The following is a 21,424-nucleotide window of genomic DNA, read 5'->3' as shown; positions in this document are numbered from 1 at the left end:
GCGGCGATCAACTTGCATCGACCGCGTAGACGACCCTGTACCCGGCATACGCTTGGCAACAGTTATAAATGAATGAACGAACGAATGATTTGGCTGGCTTGACAGAGGGGCGATTAGACGACCCGCTCCGCGGGAGGGTCGCTTGGGGCGCGGTAGTGCGGTAAATATGGGCCTTTAGCGGGGCGAGGTTGCCCTCTGAGGTTGGAAGTTCCTTCAGCGAAGAGGAACTTACCATGACTGTCTCGATCAACACCGCCCCGATCAGCCCGCTGCGCCAGCGGATGCAGCACGACATGATGATGCGGGGTCTCGGTCCCCACACCCAGAAGGATTATGTCCGGCATGTGAAGCGTCTGGCTGCCTTCCTTGGCCGCCCTCCCGACACCGCGACGGAAGAAGACCTGCGCCGTTTCCAGCTCATGCAGCACGAGAGTGGCGTCAGGCCGAGCACGATCAACAGCACGGTGTCGGCGCTCCGCTTCCTGTACACCGTCACGCTCAAGCGGCGGGATCTGTCACGGTCGCTGGTGATCACCCGCATCGTGCCCCGGCTGCCGGAAGTGCTGAGCGTCGAGGAGGCCGCGCGGTTGCTCCAGGCCGCACCGGGCATGAAGTACAAAGCGGCGCTGGGCGTGGCCTATGGCGCGGGCCTGCGCGTGTCGGAGGTCGCCCACCTCAAGGTCGACGATATCGACAGCACGCGAATGCTGATCCGCGTCGAACAGGGCAAGGGCGGCAAGGACCGCAATGCCATGCTCTCCCCGCAGTTGCTCGAACTGCTGCGGATGTGGTGGCGCGAAGGCAGGAAGCGTGGGGTCCTGATCCCGCATGGCTGGCTGTTCCCGGGCCAGACTGTCACTGACCCGATCTCGACCCGGCAGTTGCACCGCGCGGTTCAGGAGGCGGCCGAGGTGGCCGGCATCCGTAAACGCGTCAGTCCCCATACGCTGCGCCACAGCTTTGCCACGCATCTGCTCGAACAGGATGTCGATATCCGCGTGATCCAGGTCCTGTTGGGCCACAGCAAGCTCGAGACCACCGCGCTCTACACCAAGGTGTCCACCCGAACGATCCACGCCGTGTCGGGTCCGCTCGACCAACTCATGGCGCTGATGGAGGGCAAGACGCCCGCCGGCTGAGCCGGTGCGCCCCGACCTTGAGGTCGCCGACATCTTCCGGGCTGCCGGGCCGACGTACCGGGCCGCGCATGCAGGGCATCTCAGCCTGCACCAGCTCAAGGTGATGTCCGCGATCGAGACCTGCCGCACCGCTGCTCTGGGCGGTCACGTCGAGGCCTGCGAGGACTGTGGGCACTGGCGGATCGCGTTTAACAGCTGCAGGAACCGGCATTGCCCCAAATGCCAGGGCGCCGCCGCGCGCACCTGGCTGGCCGAACGGGAGGCGGACCTACTCCCCGTCGGTTACTTCCATGTCGTGTTCACGCTTCCGGCGGAGATCGCCGCCATCGCGTGGCAGAACAAGGCGCTCCTCTACGACCTGCTGTTCAAAGCAGCGTCGGAGACGATGCTGACCATCGCCGCCGACCCCAGGCATCTGGGTGCCCGGATCGGCATCACCACTGTGCTGCACACATGGGGATCGGCGATGACCCACCATCCGCATGTCCACATGATCGTGCCGGGTGGCGGCATCGCGTTCGATGGAAGCCGCTGGATCTCGTCGCGTCCGGCCTTCCTCCTGCCGGTGCGCGTGCTCGGGAAACTGTTTCGCCGGCTCTTCCTTACCCGGTTGACCGTCCTCCACGACGCAGGGCGGCTCGCCTTCTACGGAGCCATGACCGGCCTAGCCGACCGTCGAACCTTCCTGCGGCACCTGGCGCCGGTCGGCAAGAAGCGCTGGGTCGTCTATGCCAAGCCGCCTTTTGCCGGACCGGAGGCGGTGCTCGCCTATCTGTCGCGCTACACCCACCGCGTCGCCATCTCGAACCGGCGCCTGGTCGCCTTTGATGCAAACGGCGTCACCTTCCGCTGCAAGGATTATCGGCGCGACGGCGCTGAACGCCACCGCACCATGACCCTCACCGCCGACGAGTTTATCCGCCGCTTCCTGCTCCACGTCCTGCCGCGCGGCTTCCATCGAATACGCCACTACGGTCTGCTCGCCAGCGCAGCGCGCAGGGACAATCTCGCGCTCGCCCGCAAACTGCTGGCCGTCCCGTCAGAGCCGGAGGTGCCAATGCCCGAAACCCCGCTCGACACCTGCCCACCATGCCCGTGCTGTGGCGGGCGCATGATCGTCATCGAGACCTTTGCGCGCTGGGGTCAGCCACGGGCGCCGCCCAAGCCAACCCTGCCGATCCGGGAGCCCGTCTCATGACCCGGCATGATCAGCCCGTCGCTACGGCCCCGCATGTCGCGCGGTGGTCAACAAAACGACATGCGCCCGGCGATGGCTGGGCCGGTGTCGGCTCTTGGCATTATCACGGTCACAACGGCGAACACGCCTCTGGCGCATCCCAACACCAGCCGTTCCGCCGCCCTCGCGCGTCCATCAGCGCTCCTCTCTTATCCAGCCGAACCAACCGGAAGCATAAATCCCCATAGGGCAACCTGCTGGAATCGCGGGTTCCTGCATGGGAGGCTTTCGTACGCAAGCGCCCGAAACCCTAAACCATGCAGGACGCTCAGCCCCGGATTTTCCGGTCCCAGTTTCTGCCGGTCCGCTTTTCCATCTTGGACGCCCAAAAACTGGCCGATTGCGGAAGGACGGGTTCTGAAAGGAGCCCGGAGTAAGCCGCCGTTCCCCGATCTGGAGCATTCTCAATACTCCAAGGGCAAATGGACTGTAGATTTCTGACGTCTGCAGGAAACAGCGGTGCGCGGTTTCATTCGAGGAAGTTGAATTCAATGTCCAATACTCGACCCTGAAGTATGCTGTTATCTGTTCCATACGCCTCACTCACGGGTGTGAGGCTATCCTGCCCGATGTCCATCCCTTCGCGCAGGGAGTTACGAGTCGCGATCGTCCTGGCTCCCTTCATTGAAGCAACCTCTTTGTTGTCGGCGAAGAGCCTGAACTCACCGCCCGAACCCGGGACAGCTTTGGCAATATGAAACTCTAGCCTGAGGCGATGATAGCCCGATGTCAGCGATTGATCACCACGCATCATATATTGTTCAGCGCCCAGCGCATTATAGTGGAAGGTCGGCTTTCCCTGATCCATGAAAAGTGCATAGCCACCGAACCGGCCGCCATGGGTGACGATGACCCCGTTGGCCCGTTCGTCGAGTACAACTTCCGCATCGATCGTAAACGACTTTCCAACCGTGTTCGGCGCCACGCTTGTTGGCAAACGAGATACTGATCCCTTGAAGGAGAACCCTTTACCCTCCGGAATAGCCGACGGACGGCCCTTTGGACCTTCCCACGGAGCATGGATCGGCAGGATATTGTTCCCCTTCGCTTCTGCCCAGAAAAGCGTCTGCATCTCTTTCAATTTCTGCGGATCGCGCTTAGCGAGATTGATCGATTGAGAATAGTCGGTTCGAAGGTCGTAAAGCTCCCACTCCCGTCCCTCATTCCCCTTCTTCTGATCGGGTTTGAAAAAATCCCAGGGCGCTTCAAGTGGGACCGTCCCGGCCCACCATCCATCATGATAGATGCCCAGATTCTGCATGGTTTCAAACACCTGCGTTCGCCTGTGCGATGGTTCCTTGGGGCTGTCAAAACTATAGGCCATGCTAACGCCATCCAGTGGTTTCTGCGGTACACCGTCCAGCGTGGCAGGAGCTTTCACTCCGGTCGCCTCCAATATGGTCGGAACGATGTCCGACGCGAAATGAAACTGCGTCCGCACTTTTCCGACATCCTTGATCCGGGCCGGCCAGGAGATCACGAGGTCATTTCGGACACCACCCAAATGCGATGCGGTCTGCTTGTAATATTGGAAGGGCGCGTCCATCGCCCAAGCCCACCCCGCCGGATAATTCCCATAGGAACGCGGCCCACCAAGATCTTCGATATGGGCAAGCATTTCCTCCACCGTCTCATCGAAACGGTTCATGAAGGCCTGCTCGTAAAGGGATCCGGTTGCACCGCCTTCGGCACTGGCGCCGTTGTCACCCTGGCTGAAAATGACGAGCGTGTTGTCGAGTGCCCCCGTATCCTTGAGGGTCTCAATAAGCTTCCCAATTTGCGCATCGGCAAAGGCCAGTTGCGCTGCATATACCTCCATCATCCGGGCAAACAGGCGCTTCTGATCGGAGCTGAGCGAGGACCAGGCCGGAAGAAAGGAGGGACGCGGCGTCAGCCTGCTGGTGACCGGGATGATCCCCATCGCCTTTTGCCGGCGATAGCTTTCCTCTCTGATGCGATCCCAACCTGCATCGAACTTGCCTTTGAAGCGATCGATCCAATCTTTCGGGACATGATGGGGGGCATGGGTACTCGCTGACGCGAAGTAGAGGAAAAAGGGACGGTCAGGCGCCAGCTGCCGTTCCTGCCTGATCCAGTCCGAAGCCTTATCCGCAAGGTCAGCGTCCAGAATGTAACCCGGCGAATTCGGAGGCGCCACTGGTGTCGTGCCGCGGTAGAGGGCCGGATGATATTGATCCGTGTCGGCACTCACGAACCCATAATAATCTTCGAAACCCATGCCGGTTGGCCAGCGATCGAACGGTCCTTCGGGTCCCTCCTCCCAGTCCGGGATCAGATGCCATTTGCCGAATGCAGCGGTTCGAAACCCGTCCTGGCGCAAAATTTTCGCGACAGTAGCGGCAGATGGCGGGATGAAACCCGTATAGCCAGGATAGCCGGTCGGGGCATTCGTGACGCGCCCCATGCCGACATTATGCGGATTGCGTCCCGTCAGCAATGCCGCGCGCGTCGCCGAACAAATGGCGCTGTTGTGATAGGCGTTGTAGCGCAGGCCGCGTCGCGCCAGATCGTCATAGGTTGGCGTGGGTACAGGGCCACCGAATGTCGAGCCGGCGCCAAACCCGACATCATCGGTAAGGATCACCAGCACATTTGGCGTATCTTTGGCCGGTACAGGCGTGCGCGGCCATGCGGAGGGAGCCTCCTGCGCGGGTGCCTGCGCCGCGCCAGGAGCGAGCGGAGTCAGCGCCAGGACCATAAGGCTCATCGCATGGATCTTCCGCAACCTGCCCGCCATATAATCCTGCCCTTTCGCAACATTCTCGCTCGCCGCGCCCGGCACTCGGGCGTGGCGAGCCTCACTTCATACCCCGATCAGAACCGGAACGTCAGGTCAGCGCCATAAGTGCGGGGCGCGCCATAGGAACCGCGAAAACCCGTGCCGGACGCCACGACGTCATCGAAATAGCGCTCCCGGAACAGATTATTGACCCAGAAGCCGGCCGACCATCGGCCACCATCCGGCTCGTAGCCGATACGTGCGTTGACCAGATGATAGGCCTTCTGCCGCAGAACTTCGGTCGACGGGTTTGCAATGAAATCGAATTTATAGCTGCCCTTGTAGGAATAGGCGATGTTGACCGGCACTTTTGCGTTACCGACCGGGATCGAATAGTTGACCGACGCATAGGCAGAAAAGGCCGGCGCCCGAAGCAGGCTTTCCCCATCCGCATCATAGGGAATATCGATCATGCCTGGCCCGGAACCGCCCGGTTGCAAGGCGCGGAACACCTTCGCGGTGGCTAGGTCATAGTTGCGATATTCCGAATGCTGCCAGGCAAAGCCGCCCGAGAAGGTCAGGTCGCGCGTGACGTTCCAGGTCAGATCGGCGTCGACACCATAAAGACGCGCATTCGCCGCATTCTGCGTGATGATGACCGCACTGCCCTCGGTCGCGGCGCGAGACACCTGAAGATCCTTATAGTCATAATAATAGCTGGACAAGGTCAGGCGGACCTTACGGTCAAAGAGGCTGCTCTTGAGCCCCACCTCGTACATGTCGAGCACTTCCGGATTGACCGGCGCCAATCCGCCATAGGGATAATTATAACCGCCACTCTTAAAGCCGCGCGCAAACTTTGCATAAAGCATCGAGTCAGCGAAACTATATTCAAGGGTCGCGGTAGGCGTGAACTTCGACCAGGATGCCTCATCCGAATTAGAGGGCGAGACGGTGGGAATGCCGTTATAGTTGGAGGGGGTCAAGCTGACCGCCTTCTTATCCTTCGTGTAGCGGCCACCCACGACCAGTTTCAATGCGTCGGACACCTTCCAGCCCAACTGCCCAAAACCGGCATAGGAAGTTGTCTTGACGAACTGATGCCCCTGCGAGAAGAGACGGGATCCGTTGTCGATGAAGATATCATAGCCGGTCTTGTCGTTGAAGTAGTAAAGACCGGCGATCCATTCGATCGGCCCGTCATTATCTGAACTGATCTGCAATTCCTGAGCGAAGGTCTTGGTTTTCTCCTTTACGAATGCGTCGACCAGAATTGCACTGGTGCCGTCACCATCGAAACTCAGGACATTGTTGAGATCGGCATAGGTGGTGATCGAGGACAGCCGAGCTCCCCCCAGATCGATGCCCAGATCAAACTCGCCAGCGAACTCGCGCTTCTTGATCGATCGATCGACCTGGCTCGACACTTGCTTGATGCCCACGCCCGTCGTCCCGCCCCGAACGATACCGGTATGATATTGCAGCGGACCCAGCGCGACCGTGTCATTGCCCGCCTCATCATTCTGACGCCAATAGCTGAGCGTCAGATTGGCGTCGACCGTGCCATTGTCGAACCGCGCCTTGCCGCGAACGGCAGACATATTCTTGTCGTCCCATTCGCGCCGGCCGCGCGGATCGATGTTGGTGGCGAAACCGTCATGCTGGTCGGTCATGCCCGCGATGCGGATGCCGAAGCTGTCGGAAATCGGCATATTGCCCATCGCCTGCACCGTCAGATGGTTGTAATTGCCATATCCGGCCTTGAACATGCCTTCAGCCTGGTCGCTCACCTCATTGGTGATCACCCGGATGGCGCCCGCCGATGCATTGCGACCGAACAAAACGCCCTGCGGCCCCTTGAGAACCTCGACGCGCTGCACGTCGAACAGGTCGAGCGAAATCGCGGTCTGCCGCGAAATATAGCGCCCGTCGACATAGGTTGCGACGCTCGGATCGAAGCCGTTCTGCAACAGGCGGCTGCCGACGCCGCGGATGAAGGGCTGGACGTTCGGACCCGTATTGTTGATGATCAGCGAGGGGGTCGCGACCTGAATGGCCTGAACGTTCGCGATGCCCGCCTTGGCCAGAGTATCCCCGCTGAAGGCGGAAATCGCGACCGGCACGCTCATCATGCTTTCGCTGCGACGCTGCGCAGTCACGACGATGTCCCCGACATTCGGTTCGGCCGCCTGCGGCGCATCCGCCTGTGTCCCTGCCGCCTGGGCCATCGCCGCTACCGGCAATGCAGCCATGACGATCGGAACAAGCGCCACCCCGGCGCGTGCCATCATCAACCTGCTGCCCATATTCCTGCGTCCTGTCATTGTCCTCTCCTCCCTCTTGGCCGCATATCGCGGCTTTTCGTCACAAGACGTCCGACGTGCCAAAACGCGCTGACGTCTGTGTTGCTTTGCCTAATTCTCCATGTCGAAGGTGACGCTCTTGAGCTCACCGCCGAATTTGCTGTTCGCGATCGTATAATCCTTGTTCACCGGCGAGAGGCTGTCCTGCCCGACATCGAACCCCTCATAGAGCGAGATGCGGGCGAACAGCGTCGCGTCGATCCGGCCGGAACCCACCTGCTGCCCGTCGGCATAGAGCGTCATCGTGCCGCCCGAACCACCCTTGGGCTGATCGGTCTTGAAAACGGCCTTGAGTTGATGATCGCCCGGCGCCAGCGCCTGACCGCCGCGCACCTGATATTGCCGCTGGCCGATGGCATTATAGTGAAAGACGGGCACGCCCTTGTCGAGATAGAGGGCATAACCACCGAATTTGCCGCCCTGCGTCACGATCACGCCGTTAGTATCGGCATTCTGCAAAGCCATGTCGGCGGTGATGGTGTAGCTGTGCCCGATCGTTTCCGGTGCGGCGCGCGGCGGCACACGGGTCAGGCCGGGCTTGTAGGTGAAGCTGGTCCGAGTTCCCCGCAGGCTGGGAACACCGGCCGCACCTTCGGTCGCGCTATGGATCGGCAGGATCTTGTTGCGTGCCGCTTCGGCCCAGAAAATCTGCTGCATCTCGCGCAGCTTCTTGGGGTTGGATTTGGCCAGATCCTTCGACTGGGAATAGTCCTCCGCAACATGGTAAAGTTCCCAGTTGCGATCATTGGGATCGGTGGTGCCGACCGTCTTGAAAAATTCCCAGGGCGCGTTGGTAGGCGTCGTGCCCGCCCACCAGCCGTCATGATAGATGCCCAGATTCTGCATGATCTCGAATACCTGGGTGTGGCGCTGCGACGGCGCGGCGGGCGCGGTATAGGTGTAAGCCATGGAAATGCCGTCGATCGGCATCTGCTGCACACCATTCAGAACCGCAGGAGCCTGTACGCCCGCCGCGTCGAGAATGGTCGGTACAATGTCGGTCACATAATGGAACTGCGACCGTAATGTGCCGACATCCTTGATCCTTGCCGGCCATGAGATGATCATTCCATCACGCAGCCCGCCAAAGTGAGAAGCGGTCTGCTTATAATATTGGAACGGGGTGTTCATCGCCCAACCCCAGCCGGTCGGATAATTATTATAGGCTTCCGGCCCGCCAATCTTGTCGATATTCTGAACCAAGTCTTCGAAAGGCTCGGCATATTGGTTGATGAAGGCCTGTTCGTAGAGCGAACCCTGCTTGGCGCCTTCGCCGCTGGCGCCATTATCGCCCTGCACAAAGACGATCATCGTGTTGTCGAGCTGCCCTTCGGCCTTCAGATGATCGATCACCCGGCCAATCTGCGCGTCGGCATAGGCCAACTCGGCGGCATAGGCCTCCATCAGGCGTGAAAACACCTTCTTCCTCTCCGGCGGCAGCGACGACCAGGCCGGAATGAAGGCAGGTCGCGGCGTCAGCTTCGCGTCGGCGGGAATGACGCCCAGCTTCTTCTGGCGCGCGAAGCTCTGTTCGCGCATCAAGTCCCACCCCTGATCGAACTGCCCGCGGAACTTGGCGAGCCATTCGGCCGGCGCCTGATGCGGGGCATGGGTACTGCCGGTGGCGTAATAGATAAAGAACGGGCGGTCGGGCGCCAGTTGCTTCTGCTGATCGATCCAGGCGATCGCATGGTCGGCCAAATCCCGATCCAATATATAGGCCGGATCATTGTGCGGCGGCTCGACCGGCGTCGTGCCGTTCATCAGCGATGGCGCGAACTGGTCCGTGTCGGCACCAATGAAGCCGTAATAATATTCGAAACCCTGCTGTGTCGGCCAGCGGTCGAACGGCCCGGCCTGGCTTTCTTCCCATTCGGGGACGAGGTGCCACTTGCCGATTGCTGCGGTCATATAACCGTTCTGTTTCAGCATCTCGGCGACGGTGCCCGCCGATTTGGGCATGACGCTGGTATAGCCTTCATAGCCTGTCGGCGCGTTGGTGACGGTCCCCATGCCGACCGCATGTTCGTTGCGCCCCGTCAGCAGCGCGGCGCGGCTCGCCGAACAGATCGCCGCATTATTATATTGCGTATAGCGCAGCCCGCGCTGCCCCAAGGCATCGAAGGTCGGCGTGGGGACCGGACCGCCATAGGCGCTCGAAGCACCATAACCCACATCGTCGGTCAGGATCAGGATAACATTGGGCGCGCCCTTGGGCGCCTGGGGCTGCCTCGGCCAACTCGGCTTCGTGTCCGCAGCGACCCGCCCCGCGAATTGCGACGAGGGCATTTGCGGCTGTGGCATCACGGTCTGGGCAAGGAGCGATGCAGGCAGAAGAGCAACAGCGGCGCCCGAAGCGGCCAACGCCACCCGGCGTCGCCACATCCTGCGCGACGCGATGTTCGCGCCGGTCACTCGATCGGATTGCCACATGGTCAACGTCTCTCCCTCATCTCATTTTCAATGTCCGGAAGCGGCGGCAAATTATCGATGCCCCCGGATCGGGGATGGGATTGAAGGCAGGCATATGAAGCGCGCATTCAGACCCTCTCCTGCTGCATGACCGGCCCTGCAGGCCGCCTTTCTTATGCAAACGGACAGCGGCACGGCGAACAACAGCAACCGTCAGCCAGTCTCGCTGGAGACATACCTAATCTCTATTAGATTTTAATGCAAGTGTTACATAATTTTTTCCGTTATGCGCGGCGGATTTTCTGGCCCCGGCCATCCGTTCAACGCAGTGCAGGAGCCTTTCCCAGCACCGCCATGTCACGCGGAAAATCCCGTCATCACCCCCGAAAGGGCAGTTCAAGCGCCACGCTGATCTGGTCGAGAGTATCGGCAAGGGCCGCTTCCAGTTGCCCCTTCCCTCCACCCGGAATCGCGAAGGATTTATGGTTGACGAGGACTGTGAGGAAACACATCACACCTGTCACGAGACGGCGTACGATGACTTCTTCGGGGAGAAAGGCCAACCGCTCGCGAATCAGCTTCTGAACGTGGAAGAGGTGCAATGGCACAGGCGGCTCTGGCGGATCGGTGAGTGGCCCCAACGGTGGCCGATAGCGGAAAAGATATTGCGTCAGAAATTCCGCGTAGTTGTACCGGCCATCCGCATCGGTCAGTTCGAGATGAGGAAGGCAGATGACCTCCATCAAGGTCCGGATATCGCCCAAAAGGCCGTTTTTCTCCGCCCGCTCCAGCATTTTCCCGCGCTGCTCCTCCATTTGAAGCATGCGGTGGGTGAACAGGCTTTCGAGCAACTCGTCCTTGCCGCCGAAATGATATTGGACGCTCGACATATTCGACAGGCCGGCCGCCGTGGAGATTTCCCGAAGCGAAGTGCCCTCGATCCCCTGGCGCGCGAAAAGCCGCTCCGCCGCGCCCAGAATACGCTCTTTCGTCCTGTCACTTTTCGCCACGCGCACCGGCACCCTCACTTCGAAAGGCGAACTGACCTCCGCTTACCATCCATCCGCCAGCCCTTCCCGCCTTGCAAGCCGGAATGAGCCGCTCAGCCGGATTGACGCAGAAGCAGTGTTGACAATCTGTCCGGCAAAAATCAATCTAATTTACGTTAGGCAAATCGACGGCCGATCCCGCCTTCTCAAGAAGAATTAGACTGGAGAGCAGCAAGGTGAAAGTGAATGAGCTCAGGCGGGAGAGGCGGCCCAGCGTGCGTCATGAAGGCGCGGCACTCCGCATTGGCAGTTTGCTCGGCACGATCCTGCTTGCCTTGTTCGGTTTCGCCATGCTGGCGGGTGGGATCATGCTCATCGGCGTCGGCGGATCAGCCTATTATGCGGCAGCGGGCATATTCATGGTGGCCGCAGCGTGGCTGCGCCTGCGGAACAGCCGGTGGGGCAAGCCCGTCTACGCGGCCTTTCTGCTGCTGACGCTTCTGTGGACATATTGGGAAACAGGCGGAACGGGATGGGGACTGCTGCCCAGGTTGCCGTTGCCGCTGCTGTTCGGTCTCCTCTTCCTCCCTCGGCACATAAACGACAGGCTGTCGCGGCGGCCCGCATTGACCGGCGCCGTGGCGACGGGCGTGCTCGCGGCGGGCGTCCTGACAATCATGCTCTGGCCCGAGACAAGCGCGCCATCGCAGGCAGAGCCTGTGGGCGGTCGGGTCACAGACGCCTCCTGGCAATATTTCGGCGGCGATCTTTCCGGCACCCGCTTCAGCACGGCCGACCAGATCACGCCCGCCAATGTCAGCGGCCTCAAGGTCGCCTGGACCTACAGCACCGGCGCGATCAACGAAGTCGGCAAGGGCGGCATGCAGGCGACACCGATCAAGGTCGGTGAAGCACTCTACATCTGCACCGGCTTCAACGACATTGTGGCGCTCGACGCCGAGACGGGGCGGCAAATCTGGCGCCATGCTTCCGGAACGGACCTCACAGGGGTCAAGAGCGCGGGCTGCCGAGGCGTTGCCTATTATAAAACCCCCGGCGGCGTGGGCGAATGCGCCGAACGGATCATCACCAACACCGTCGATGCCCGGCTGCTGGCGGTCGACCGCTTCACCGGGCAGTCATGCCAAGACTTTGGACGGAATGGCGAAATCTCCCTGCTGACGGGCATGGCCGTGGACATAAAAGGCTATTATTATCCGACCTCCGCTCCCACCATTGCACGCGGCAAGATCATCCTTGGCGGCTGGGTGACGGACAATCAATATTGGGGCGAACCATCGGGCGCGATCCGCGCCTTTGACGCGCGGACCGGCGCATTCCAGTGGGCGTTCGACATCGGCCGGCCCCATGACCATGGCCAGCCGACGGGCGGCAAGACCTATACGCGCTCGACACCCAATAGCTGGGGACCGATGAGCGCCGACGAGGCGCTGGGGCTGGTCTACGCCCCGCTCGGCAATCCGACGCCTGACTATTATGGCGCGCGGCGCCGCCCCTTTGATGAGCAATATGGCACGTCAGTGGTGGCGATCGATCTCGAAACCGGCGCTTCGCGCTGGGTGTTCCAGACCGTCCACCATGATCTGTGGGACTATGACGTCCCCGCGCAGCCCACGCTGATCGATATCGACATCGGCGGCAAACCCCGCAAGGCGCTGCTTGCGCCGACCAAGCGGGGCGCGATCTTCCTCCTCGACCGCGAAACCGGCAAGCCGATCGCGCCTGTGACCGAACGGCCAGTGCCTCAGACCGGCACCGTGCTGGGCGAACGCTTGTCGCCGACCCAGCCCTTCTCCAGCCTGGCCTCACTGATCGGCGAACCGCTGAGCGAGGCGCGCATGTGGGGCCTGACCCCGTTTGACCAGCTATGGTGCCGGATCAAATTCAGGGAGGCGCGTTATGAGGGGATTTTCACCCCTCCGGGCCTTACGCCATCCATCACCTATCCCGGCTATCTGGGCGGCACCAACTGGGGTGGCCTGACCGTGGACAAGCGCACGGGCCGGCTGATCGTCAACATGAGCCATGTGCCAAATTACACCCGTCTGATCCCACGCAGGCAGGCTGACGCGATGGGCGTGGAACCGGTCCACCCCGGCGGCAAGGGGAATTTCGCCGTCATGGCGCAGATGGGCACCCCCTATGCGGCCGCCAGCAAGCCTTTCCTTTCGCCCTTGGGCGTGCCGTGCAACCAGCCGCCCTTCGGCCGGATCGCTTCCATCGACATCCGCACGGGCAAGATGCTGTGGGCCGAGACGCTGGGCACGACGCGCGACGCGGGGCCGTTTGGCGTCGCCTCCCACCTGCCGCTGCGGACGGGCATGCCCAATACGGGCGGACCGATCTCGACCGCCGGAGGGCTGACCTTCATCGGCGCGACGCAGGACCGAGCGATCCGCGCCTTCCAGAGCCGGACAGGGCGCCTGCTGTGGACCGCGCGCCTGCCCGCTGGCGGACAGGCGACGCCGATGACCTACCTATCCGCGCGCAGCGGGCGGCAGTTCGTCGTCATCTCGGCCGGAGGAAACAAGCTGCTGGGCAGCAAATTGGGCGATCAGATCGTCGCCTTTGCCCTCCCCAGCAAATAGGATGGCAGCCTGCCCGCCGCCGGCGAGGCGGCGGGCAGAAGGCTTTCAATCGATCACCCGCTCGATGACCATGGCGATCCCCTGCCCGCCGCCGATGCACATGGTGACAAGGCCATAGCGCCCCGCAATCCGCTCCAGCTCATAGAGAGCCTTGACCGTCAAAATCGCGCCCGTCGCACCGACCGGATGGCCGAGCGAAATGCCGGACCCGTTGGGATTGACCTTCTCGGGATCGAAGCCGAGCAGATGGGCGACGGCACAGGCCTGCGCCGCAAAGGCTTCGTTCGATTCGATGACATCGACCTGATCGAGCGTCACGCCAGCCCGCTCCAGCGCGATCGGCACGGCCTTGACCGGCCCGATGCCCATGCGATCGGGCTGGACCCCGGCATGGCCCCATCCCAATATTCTGGCTCTGGGCTTCAACCCCTTTTCCCTGACCGCCGCCTGCGAGGCGAGGACCAGCGCCGCCGCGCCGTCATTGATGCCGGACGCATTGCCCGCCGTGACCGTGCCACCCTTCTGGAACACGGCCTTGAGCTTGCCCATATCCTCCACATTCGCGCCACCGCGGACATGCTCGTCCGTGTCGAACAGCTGCACGCCCTTGCGGTTCCTGATCTCGACGGGCAGTATCTGCTCCCTGAAGCGTCCTTCCGCCTGCGCAGTCGCCGCGCGCTGGTGGCTGAGCACCGCCAGTTCGTCCTGCATGTCCCGTGTGATATGATGGTCGGCGGCCACATTCTCCGCCGTCACGCCCATATGCATGCCTTCGAACGGGTCGGACAGCACAGCCGTCAACGCGTCAACCATAGCGACATCGCCCATTTTCTGTCCGAAGCGCGCCGCAGCCATATGATAGGGCGAGCGCGTCATCGATTCGGCGCCCCCGGCCACGGCAATGCCGCATTCCCCCAGCGCGATCATCTGCGCGGCGGAAATAATGGCCTGGACACCCGATCCGCACAGCCGGTTGAGCGTCAGCGCGGGCGCTTCGACAGGCACGCCTGCCCCAACCGCTGCGACGCGGGCGAGATAGGCATCCTTGGGTTCGCTGGGAATGACATTGCCCATGACGACATGCTGCACGGCATCCGGCACCAGCCCCGCGCGCCGGACGGCCTCCGCGATGACCAGCGTGCCAAGACGAGCGGGCGGAATATCCTTCAGGCTGCCGCCGAAATCGCCGATGGCGGTGCGAACGCCCGACAATATGTAGATCGGTTCCATAATCTCTCCTCTCACCGCGGCGCCATGCGCAGCGCGCCGTCAAGACGCACCGAAGCCGCGTTCATGTAACCATTGCCGATCAGGAACAGCACGGTCTCGGCATATTCCTCCGGCTTTCCCAGACGCTTGGGAAAGGGCACCGTCGCGGCCAGCGAATCCTGAACATTCTGCGGCAACCCGGCGAGCATCGGGGTACCCAATATCCCCGGCAGGATGACGTTGCAGCGAATACCGTCGCCCATGAGATCGCGGGCGATCGGCAGCGTCATGCCCTTCACCCCGGCCTTAGAGGCGGCATAGGCCGCCTGTCCGATCTGCCCATCCTCGGCAGCGACGGAAGCGGTGTTGATGATGACGCCCCGCTCACCATCCTCCAGCGGATCGAGCGTCAGCATGCCCGCCGCCGATTTGGCGATGCAGGCGAAGGTTCCCACCAGATTGATGCTCACGGTGCGCATGAAGGCCGCGATGCGATGGGCAACAGGCGCGCCGCTTTCCCTGTCGCGGCTGGCCGTCTTTTCGCCCGACGCGATGCCCGCGCAGTTGACGAGAATGCGCTCCTGCCCCTGCGCATCGCGCGCCTTGGCAAAGGCAGCGTCGACCGATGCCTCATCGGTCACATCGACGGCGCAAAACAGGGCGCCAATCTCAGCCGCCAGCGCTTCGCCGCGCTCGGCATTCACGTCGAAGATCGCGACTCTGGCCCCGGCGCCCCGCAGCGCCCGCGCCGTCGCCTCACCCAATCCCGATGCGCCGCCGGTCACGACGGCGGGCATGTCCTTGATCCGCATTTTCTCTCTCCTGTGGATATGGCTTCAGGCCTGTGTCGGGCCAAGCCTTAGCGGCATGCACATGACGGCCACGATCTGCTCCATCGTGTCCTCCAGCGCTTCCTCGAACGTCTCCCCGAACATCTCCCCGTCCGTGCCATGATGGCGGACCAGGATGTTGAGGAACATGAGACTGATGCTGATGAGCCGCCGCTGCGCGACATGCGGCGGCAGATAATCAACCCGATCGCGCAGCAGATGGAGCGCGCGGGTCAGATGGGGCGGCTCCGATCCGCTGAAATCGCCAAATTCCGGAGAACGGCTTTGCAGCAGATACTGGCTGAGGAAGCTGGCATAGCTATGGTTGCCATCGGCGTCCTGAAGGTCGAGCTGCGGCAGCAGGATGATCTCCAATATGGTGCGCGCATCCTTCAGCCGCCCGCCTGCTTCCGCCCGGCGCAACAGGGCGCCGCGCGCGTCCTCCATCTGATCCATGCGAAAGTCGAAGATGGCGCGCACCAGACCCTCACGCGATCCGAAATGATATTGCACCGCCGCGTGATTGCCCTGCCCGGCCTGTGCGGCAATCTCGCGCATCGAGGCACCATGGATGCCGCCCTTCGCAAACAGCCGCTCACCGGCGAGGATGAGGCGGGTCTTGCCGTCGAGACTTTCGGTCGCCGCCCCATCCTCCAGCTGGTTATCCATGCCCGCCACCCACATTCCTTATTACATCTGTTTTAGAAATACCCGGCATTGAAGGCGGGCCGAAAAATATATTTCCAGAAACCACCCCTTCCCAACCGCCAAACCGATCGCAGAAAAATGGGCATATTGCAAGAATTTTAGCGGTATTTCGGCATAATATGTCGACGCACCGCGCTCACAACCTCTGCGCGCTGGGCCAAAGCCCTAGCCCAGACGCGAAATTACACTTGACTTAAATTCCCGCGCTGGATTATCCCTAATCACTGTTAGACAGCCCTGGCCCATATGCCGCCCAAAGACGGCAGCCATCGGCTCGTTGCGATTACGCTCAAGGAGAGACTTTCATGGCGATGGAAACCGGCCTCATCTTCCACCCCTATATGCGCCCGGGCCGAACGGCGCGGCAGACCTTCGAATGGGGCGTTCAGAACAGCGTGGCCTGCGACAAGGCAGGCTTCACCTCGATGATGATCTCCGAGCATGCCTCGCAGATCTGGGAGAATATCCCCAACCCCGAACTCATCATGGCCGCTGCCGCATTGCAAACGAGCCAGATCAAGTTCGCTCCGATGGCGCACATCCTGCCCCACCAGCATCCCGCTAAGCTCGCCATTATGGTCGGCTGGCTGTCGCAGATTCTGGAAGGCCGCTATTTCATGGGCATCGGCGCCGGCGCCTATCCGCAGGCCTCCTACATGCACGGCATCAGGGAAGCGGAGCCGCAGATGCTGAACGACATGGTGCGTGAATCCCTCACCATCATGGAGAAGATCTGGAAGCGCGAGCCCTTTTTCTACGAGGGCAAATATTGGGACGCCGGCTTTCCCGAGGAAACCCCGGCGGAAACCGAGGAAGACGAACAGCATATGCTGGCCGATTTCTCGCCCTGGAACGGCGCCTTTCCCGAGTTTGCCGTCACCGGGTTCAGCCAGAATTCGCCGTCGATGAAACTCGCGGGCGAGCGCAACTTCAAGCCGGTATCGATCTTCTCCGGCCTCGACGCGCTCAAGCGTCACTGGGAAATCTATTCGGAGGCCAATATCAAGGCAGGCTTCACGCCGAACCGCCAGCGCCATGCCGTCTCGCAGACCGTCTTCTGCGCGGACACCGACGCAGAGGCCAAGCGGCTCGTGATGGAGGGGCCGATCGGTTATTGCTTCAACAAATATCTGATTCCGATCTGGCACCGCTTCGGCATGATGGACGGCTTCGCCAAGGACGCCGGCATCGATCCCAAGGATGCCGACCTCGAATTCCTGGTCGACAATGTCTTCGTCGTCGGCTCGCCCGACACCGTCGTCGACAAGCTCAACACCCTGTTCGAACAATGCGGCGGTTGGGGCACGCTCCAGGTCGAAGCCCATGACTATTATGACGATCCGTCGCCCTGGTTCTATTCGCTCGAACTGCTCGCCAAGGAAGTCGCGCCCCGCGTGAAGCTGCCGGGCACGCGCGAAGCGGTGAGTGAGGCGGCGGTCGCCTGATCTTCGGATCGCAACGCAAAAAGGGGTGGGAGATCATCGATCTCTCACCCCTTTTTTTTGTGCCTGAAAAGCGATGCGCGCAGTACGCGCCATAAAAGGTCAGGGACGTTCGACCGCGAACCCGTGGAGAAGCAGATCGGCCGCCTGTTCGGCAATCTGCGCAGGCCCCAGCTTTCCCGGACGATACCAGGACGAACAGGAATCGAGCATCGCAATCAGGAACTTGCGAACGACAGTGGCGTCCAGAGCCCTGGCACCGCTGCCGTCGGCCTGGGCCGCGACGATCAAATCGCGCCAATAGTTATCAAAGCTGGAATAGGCCGCCAGCACACGCTGACGCATCTCATCGGGCAAGTCATCGAACACGCGCGACACAGCCGAGGAATAGTCATCACCCGTCAACAGGAAGTCGACATGCGCGACAATCGCCGCGCGCAGCCGCACCATGGGCGACGCCCCCGACCCCAGCCCTTCCACGCGCGCCATGATGTGACGGTTGTTATGATAGATGCCCTCCATCATCACCTCCTCGACCAGATGGTCCTTGGACGGAAAATGATGATAGATACTGGGCGCCAGCATGCCGGCCCCCTTTGCAATGTCGCTCAGTTTGGCGCCGGCCAGCCCCTTTTGCCGCAGGATCGCGGCGGCGGAATCCAGAATGCGCGTTCGGCCATTATCTGCTTGTGCCATGCGCCCTCTTAACCGCTATTTCAGCGAAATACAGCCCTTTCGCCTATGGCGAGCCTATCCGGCGAAAGGCGTGTTTGGGACGCCTGCGGCGGGTGGATCGAGAATCTCGAACAGACCACCAGCCAGCGGCTGCTGCGCGAAGATTTCGGGCGTGAAGCCCTGCGAGCCGGTGATCAGGAACAGCCGGGAGTAATCCGTGCCCCCAAAGGCAGGGCGCAGGCCGCGCCGGACCGGCAGGCGCCGCTCCTCCAGCAAGGTGGCATCCGGCGCAAAGCGACGCAACATCCAGCTTTCGTAAAAGGCCATCCAGATACAGCCTTCGACATCGACGGCCATGCCGTCGGGATAGCCATCCTCGGGCTTGAACGTCAGGAAATCGCGGCGGTTGGACAGGGTGCCGTCCTCCGCCACGTCATAGACCCAACTCACCAGCGGCATGGAATCGTTCACATAAGCGATCCTGCCATCGGGGCTGAACGCCGGGCCATTGGCGGTGACGATATTGCGTTCCTGCGTGCTGACCGTTCCATCGGCATCGAGCCGGTAGAGTTCACCGGTGCTGCGGACCTCGAAATTGCCGAGCGTGCTTTCCTTATCCTCAGCCGTGGTGCTTTCGTCCCACTGGCTGGAATCGCAGGACCCCGACCAGTAGCGCCCCTTGCGGTCGGTGACGCCGTCATTCAGGCGCGCGACTTTCGGGTTAGGAATGGGATGGATGAAGGGCTGGTAAATCCCCCGCCGGGGATCGACATGGGCGAAACCGTCGGCACAGGAGGCGACGAAGCCGCCGCTGGCCCGCGGCGCGATGGCGCTGATCCAGGCTGGCGCGTCCCACCGGCCCTTCTCGCCGCTCTCCAGATGATACCAGTTGACGCTCGGCGCTTCGATGTCGACCCAATAGATGCAGCCATCCCGATCGTCCCAGATGGTGCTTTCGCCCAGGATCGCCTTCGCGTCCCACAGGCAGCGCCAGCCTTCGCCTTCCATCATAGCCTCATCCCGTCCTTCTATCAGAGCTTTACGATCGGATCGCCAAAGGGTTCGTCGCGTTGCCGGACGGCTTCCTTCAACCCTTCCGTCCGCACGGTTTCGTTGAAGCGCGTCCGGCTCGCCGCCAGATGCCCGCGCGCGTCCATTTCCGCCGCCATGCGCTGCAAGGTCCGCGCGCCCATCAGTTCGAGGCCGATATTGACGATCCGCTTGTTAGCGCTCAGCAGATCGGGGTCGATCAGCGCCAGCCGCGCCGCGAGCGCTTTGACCTCCGCCTCCAGCTGGTCGGCGGGAACGGCCTTGAGCGCCAGGCCGATCCGGGCCGCATCCTCGCCGCGAATAGAATCCCCGGTCAGCAGCAGCCGCTTCGCCCATTGCGGCCCGGCCAGATAGAGCCACATATGACTCGGCAGCGACCCCTGCGACCGCGCGGGCGGAAAGCCGAAGATCGCATCGTCCGCGCAGATCACCATGTCGCAGAGCAGGGCCAGATCGGTCCCTCCCGCCAGACAACGGCCATGGACCTGCGCGATCACCGGCTTGTGCATGTCGAACAGCGCCATGCGCAGCCGCTGGGCGCGTTCCTGATGCCAACTGTCATCGTCGAACTTCGCCCGGCCGCGCCGGTGATCGACTTGGCCGGGGATCGGCTGATCGTAGCGCTGGAGGTCATAACCCGAACAGAAATCCGGCCCCGCCGCCTTCAGGACCACCGCGTGCACGCGAACATCCTCATCGGCTTCCCACAGCAGCGCATTGAGTTGCTCCTGGAGAGGCTCGCTCAGCGCGTTGCGCTTTTCTGGCCGGTTCAGCGTGATCCACGCGGTGCCGTCACGCACATCGTACAGGAGCAATGGCTCGCTCATCCTGTCCTCATCCTCTCAAAAGGCGCCGATCCTGATCGGCCGCCGCATCACGCCAAAGTCTGCATGCTGACCGGAGCGACCGGCGCGGACACATCGATGTCCTTGAGATGGGGCAGAACCTTGCGCGCGAAAAGCTCGTAATTTTCCCGACCCACCTCGAAGGGCATGTCGCCGAACTGGGTATAGATGATGAAGCTGCCCACGTCGAAGCGATCGACCATCGCCTTCAGCTTCTCCAGCACTTCTTCCGGGCGGCCCCATATCTGGAGATCGGCGAGGAAGTTGTTGAATTTCTCGATGCCATTCTTCTCCACGCTGGCCGCCAGCGCGCCATAATATTCATAGCCTTCGATCGAGGCGAATTCCTTGTTGCCGAACTGATAGAAGGAGGAAGTCGAGCGGGCATATTCAAGCAGATATTTGTCGCGCATTTCCTGCGCCTTCGCCGCATCCTCATTGACGGCGACGAAAGCGACGACCACCGGCTTGGGCGCGGGACGGCCCTGCATCGCGAAGAAACGCTCGCGATAGCTGGTGATATCCTCCTGGACCCGGTCCCAGGGCTTCTGCGCGATGATCATCAACCCGACGTCCAGATTGGCCATCAGCTTGACCGATTCCGGCGACACGGCGGAGGCGAACACACGACCCCGATAGCTGGCATAGGGGCGCGGGCGCAGCTCGACGCGCGGCTGCTTCAGATAGTCGCCGTCATATTCCATGACGCCGGTTTCCAGCGCTTCCAGCAACGCCTCGGCATATTCGCGGAAACGCTTGCGCGCCTCGCCCATGGGCACGCCGAAGCCGTCAAACTCCTCCTTGCCCAGACCCCGGCCGATACCCAGGATCGCGCGCCCTTCAGAGAACTGGTCGAGCAGGAGGAAGCTTTCCGCGATGCGAACCGGGTTCTGCCACGGCAACACGGTGACGGTCGTGCCGAGCTTGATCCGCTTGGTCTGGCCCGCCACCCAGGACAGGAACTGGGGCACGTTGGGCGTCATCATATAGCCGGTGAAATGATGCTCCGGCGTCCAGACGGAATCGAAGCCCTGATCTTCGGCGCGCGCCGCCAGCGAGAGCTCGTGACGGAACACGTCGATATCGCTGACCTTGTCGTTCAGATTCTGGAACGTCAGCCCCAATCCCACTTCCATATTCGCCTCCAAATCGCATCTCTTGGAATTAAACTAATTA

At 61.7% G+C, this 21,424-nt stretch carries 15 protein-coding genes; 4 read left to right on the top strand and 11 right to left on the bottom strand.

Features of this window, described 5'->3' with window-relative positions; genetic code table 11:
* Positions 1 to 233 precede the first annotated feature (233 nt).
* Positions 234 to 1,139: a site-specific integrase gene (locus HHL26_RS20865; RefSeq protein ID WP_046764605.1), complete on the top strand. Its 906-nt coding sequence runs from the start codon at positions 234 to 236 to the stop codon at positions 1,137 to 1,139.
* Between the two features lie 31 nt (positions 1,140 to 1,170).
* Positions 1,171 to 2,337 (top strand): IS91 family transposase, encoded by a 1,167-nt coding sequence (locus tag HHL26_RS20860; RefSeq protein WP_237230175.1) that lies wholly within the window; start codon positions 1,171 to 1,173, stop codon positions 2,335 to 2,337.
* A 508-nt stretch (positions 2,338 to 2,845) separates the two neighbouring features.
* Here the strand turns inward: HHL26_RS20860 and HHL26_RS20855 are convergent.
* The 4 genes from HHL26_RS20855 to HHL26_RS20840 all read right to left on the bottom strand — a co-directional run bounded on the left by HHL26_RS20855 (position 2,846) and on the right by HHL26_RS20840 (position 10,901).
* Positions 2,846 to 5,122: an arylsulfatase gene (locus HHL26_RS20855; RefSeq protein ID WP_237230166.1), complete on the bottom strand. Its 2,277-nt coding sequence runs from the start codon at positions 5,120 to 5,122 to the stop codon at positions 2,846 to 2,848.
* A gap of 89 nt (positions 5,123 to 5,211) precedes the next feature.
* The gene (locus HHL26_RS20850; protein ID WP_082749019.1) at positions 5,212 to 7,440 is read right to left on the bottom strand and encodes a TonB-dependent receptor; all 2,229 of its coding nucleotides are present in this window, start codon (positions 7,438 to 7,440) and stop codon (positions 5,212 to 5,214) included.
* A gap of 90 nt (positions 7,441 to 7,530) precedes the next feature.
* The gene (locus HHL26_RS20845) at positions 7,531 to 9,912 is read right to left on the bottom strand and encodes an arylsulfatase (protein ID WP_169576694.1); all 2,382 of its coding nucleotides are present in this window, start codon (positions 9,910 to 9,912) and stop codon (positions 7,531 to 7,533) included.
* A gap of 356 nt (positions 9,913 to 10,268) precedes the next feature.
* Positions 10,269 to 10,901 carry a TetR/AcrR family transcriptional regulator gene (locus HHL26_RS20840; protein WP_158511771.1) on the bottom strand — a complete coding sequence of 211 codons (633 nt, stop codon included), beginning with the start codon at positions 10,899 to 10,901 and terminating at the stop codon, positions 10,269 to 10,271.
* A 254-nt stretch (positions 10,902 to 11,155) separates the two neighbouring features.
* Between HHL26_RS20840 and HHL26_RS20835 the strand changes: the two genes are divergently transcribed.
* The gene (locus tag HHL26_RS20835; protein ID WP_237230168.1) at positions 11,156 to 13,489 is read left to right on the top strand and encodes a pyrroloquinoline quinone-dependent dehydrogenase; all 2,334 of its coding nucleotides are present in this window, start codon (positions 11,156 to 11,158) and stop codon (positions 13,487 to 13,489) included.
* Between the two features lie 45 nt (positions 13,490 to 13,534).
* Here the strand turns inward: HHL26_RS20835 and bktB are convergent, their stop codons facing one another.
* The 3 genes from bktB to HHL26_RS20820 are packed head-to-tail and all read right to left on the bottom strand — an operon-like array spanning position 13,535 to position 16,197.
* Complete coding sequence (gene bktB / locus HHL26_RS20830) at positions 13,535 to 14,719, bottom strand: beta-ketothiolase BktB (RefSeq protein ID WP_066562700.1); 1,185 nt, start codon at positions 14,717 to 14,719, stop codon at positions 13,535 to 13,537.
* 11 nt (positions 14,720 to 14,730) lie between these two features.
* On the bottom strand, positions 14,731 to 15,510 hold the full coding sequence (locus HHL26_RS20825) for an SDR family NAD(P)-dependent oxidoreductase (protein WP_066562702.1): 780 nt from the start codon (positions 15,508 to 15,510) through the stop codon (positions 14,731 to 14,733).
* 24 nt (positions 15,511 to 15,534) lie between these two features.
* On the bottom strand, positions 15,535 to 16,197 hold the full coding sequence (locus HHL26_RS20820; RefSeq protein WP_066563854.1) for a TetR/AcrR family transcriptional regulator: 663 nt from the start codon (positions 16,195 to 16,197) through the stop codon (positions 15,535 to 15,537).
* Between the two features lie 344 nt (positions 16,198 to 16,541).
* Here HHL26_RS20820 and HHL26_RS20815 point away from each other — a divergent pair, with 344 nt between their 5' ends.
* On the top strand, positions 16,542 to 17,681 hold the full coding sequence (locus HHL26_RS20815; protein ID WP_066562704.1) for an LLM class flavin-dependent oxidoreductase: 1,140 nt from the start codon (positions 16,542 to 16,544) through the stop codon (positions 17,679 to 17,681).
* 99 nt (positions 17,682 to 17,780) lie between these two features.
* Here the strand turns inward: HHL26_RS20815 and HHL26_RS20810 are convergent, their stop codons facing one another.
* From HHL26_RS20810 to HHL26_RS20795, 4 genes are read right to left on the bottom strand one after another with little or no spacing between them, the layout of a single operon-like run.
* A complete protein-coding gene (locus HHL26_RS20810) occupies positions 17,781 to 18,374 on the bottom strand; it encodes a TetR/AcrR family transcriptional regulator (RefSeq protein ID WP_169576693.1) in 594 nt (197 codons plus the stop codon).
* A gap of 54 nt (positions 18,375 to 18,428) precedes the next feature.
* On the bottom strand, positions 18,429 to 19,364 hold the full coding sequence (locus tag HHL26_RS20805; protein ID WP_169576692.1) for an SMP-30/gluconolactonase/LRE family protein: 936 nt from the start codon (positions 19,362 to 19,364) through the stop codon (positions 18,429 to 18,431).
* Positions 19,365 to 19,384: 20 nt separating this feature from the next.
* Positions 19,385 to 20,230 carry a crotonase/enoyl-CoA hydratase family protein gene (locus HHL26_RS20800; protein ID WP_066562713.1) on the bottom strand — a complete coding sequence of 282 codons (846 nt, stop codon included), beginning with the start codon at positions 20,228 to 20,230 and terminating at the stop codon, positions 19,385 to 19,387.
* A 47-nt stretch (positions 20,231 to 20,277) separates the two neighbouring features.
* On the bottom strand, positions 20,278 to 21,384 hold the full coding sequence (locus HHL26_RS20795) for an LLM class flavin-dependent oxidoreductase (protein ID WP_066562715.1): 1,107 nt from the start codon (positions 21,382 to 21,384) through the stop codon (positions 20,278 to 20,280).
* Between the last annotated feature and the right edge of the window lie 40 nt (positions 21,385 to 21,424).

Origin of the sequence: Sphingobium sp. TB-6, from assembly GCF_012927365.1 — a bacterium.
Lineage (GTDB): Bacteria > Pseudomonadota > Alphaproteobacteria > Sphingomonadales > Sphingomonadaceae > Sphingobium.
Note: the sequence above shows the minus strand (reverse complement) of the source record. Positions and strands in the feature narration are given on the sequence as shown.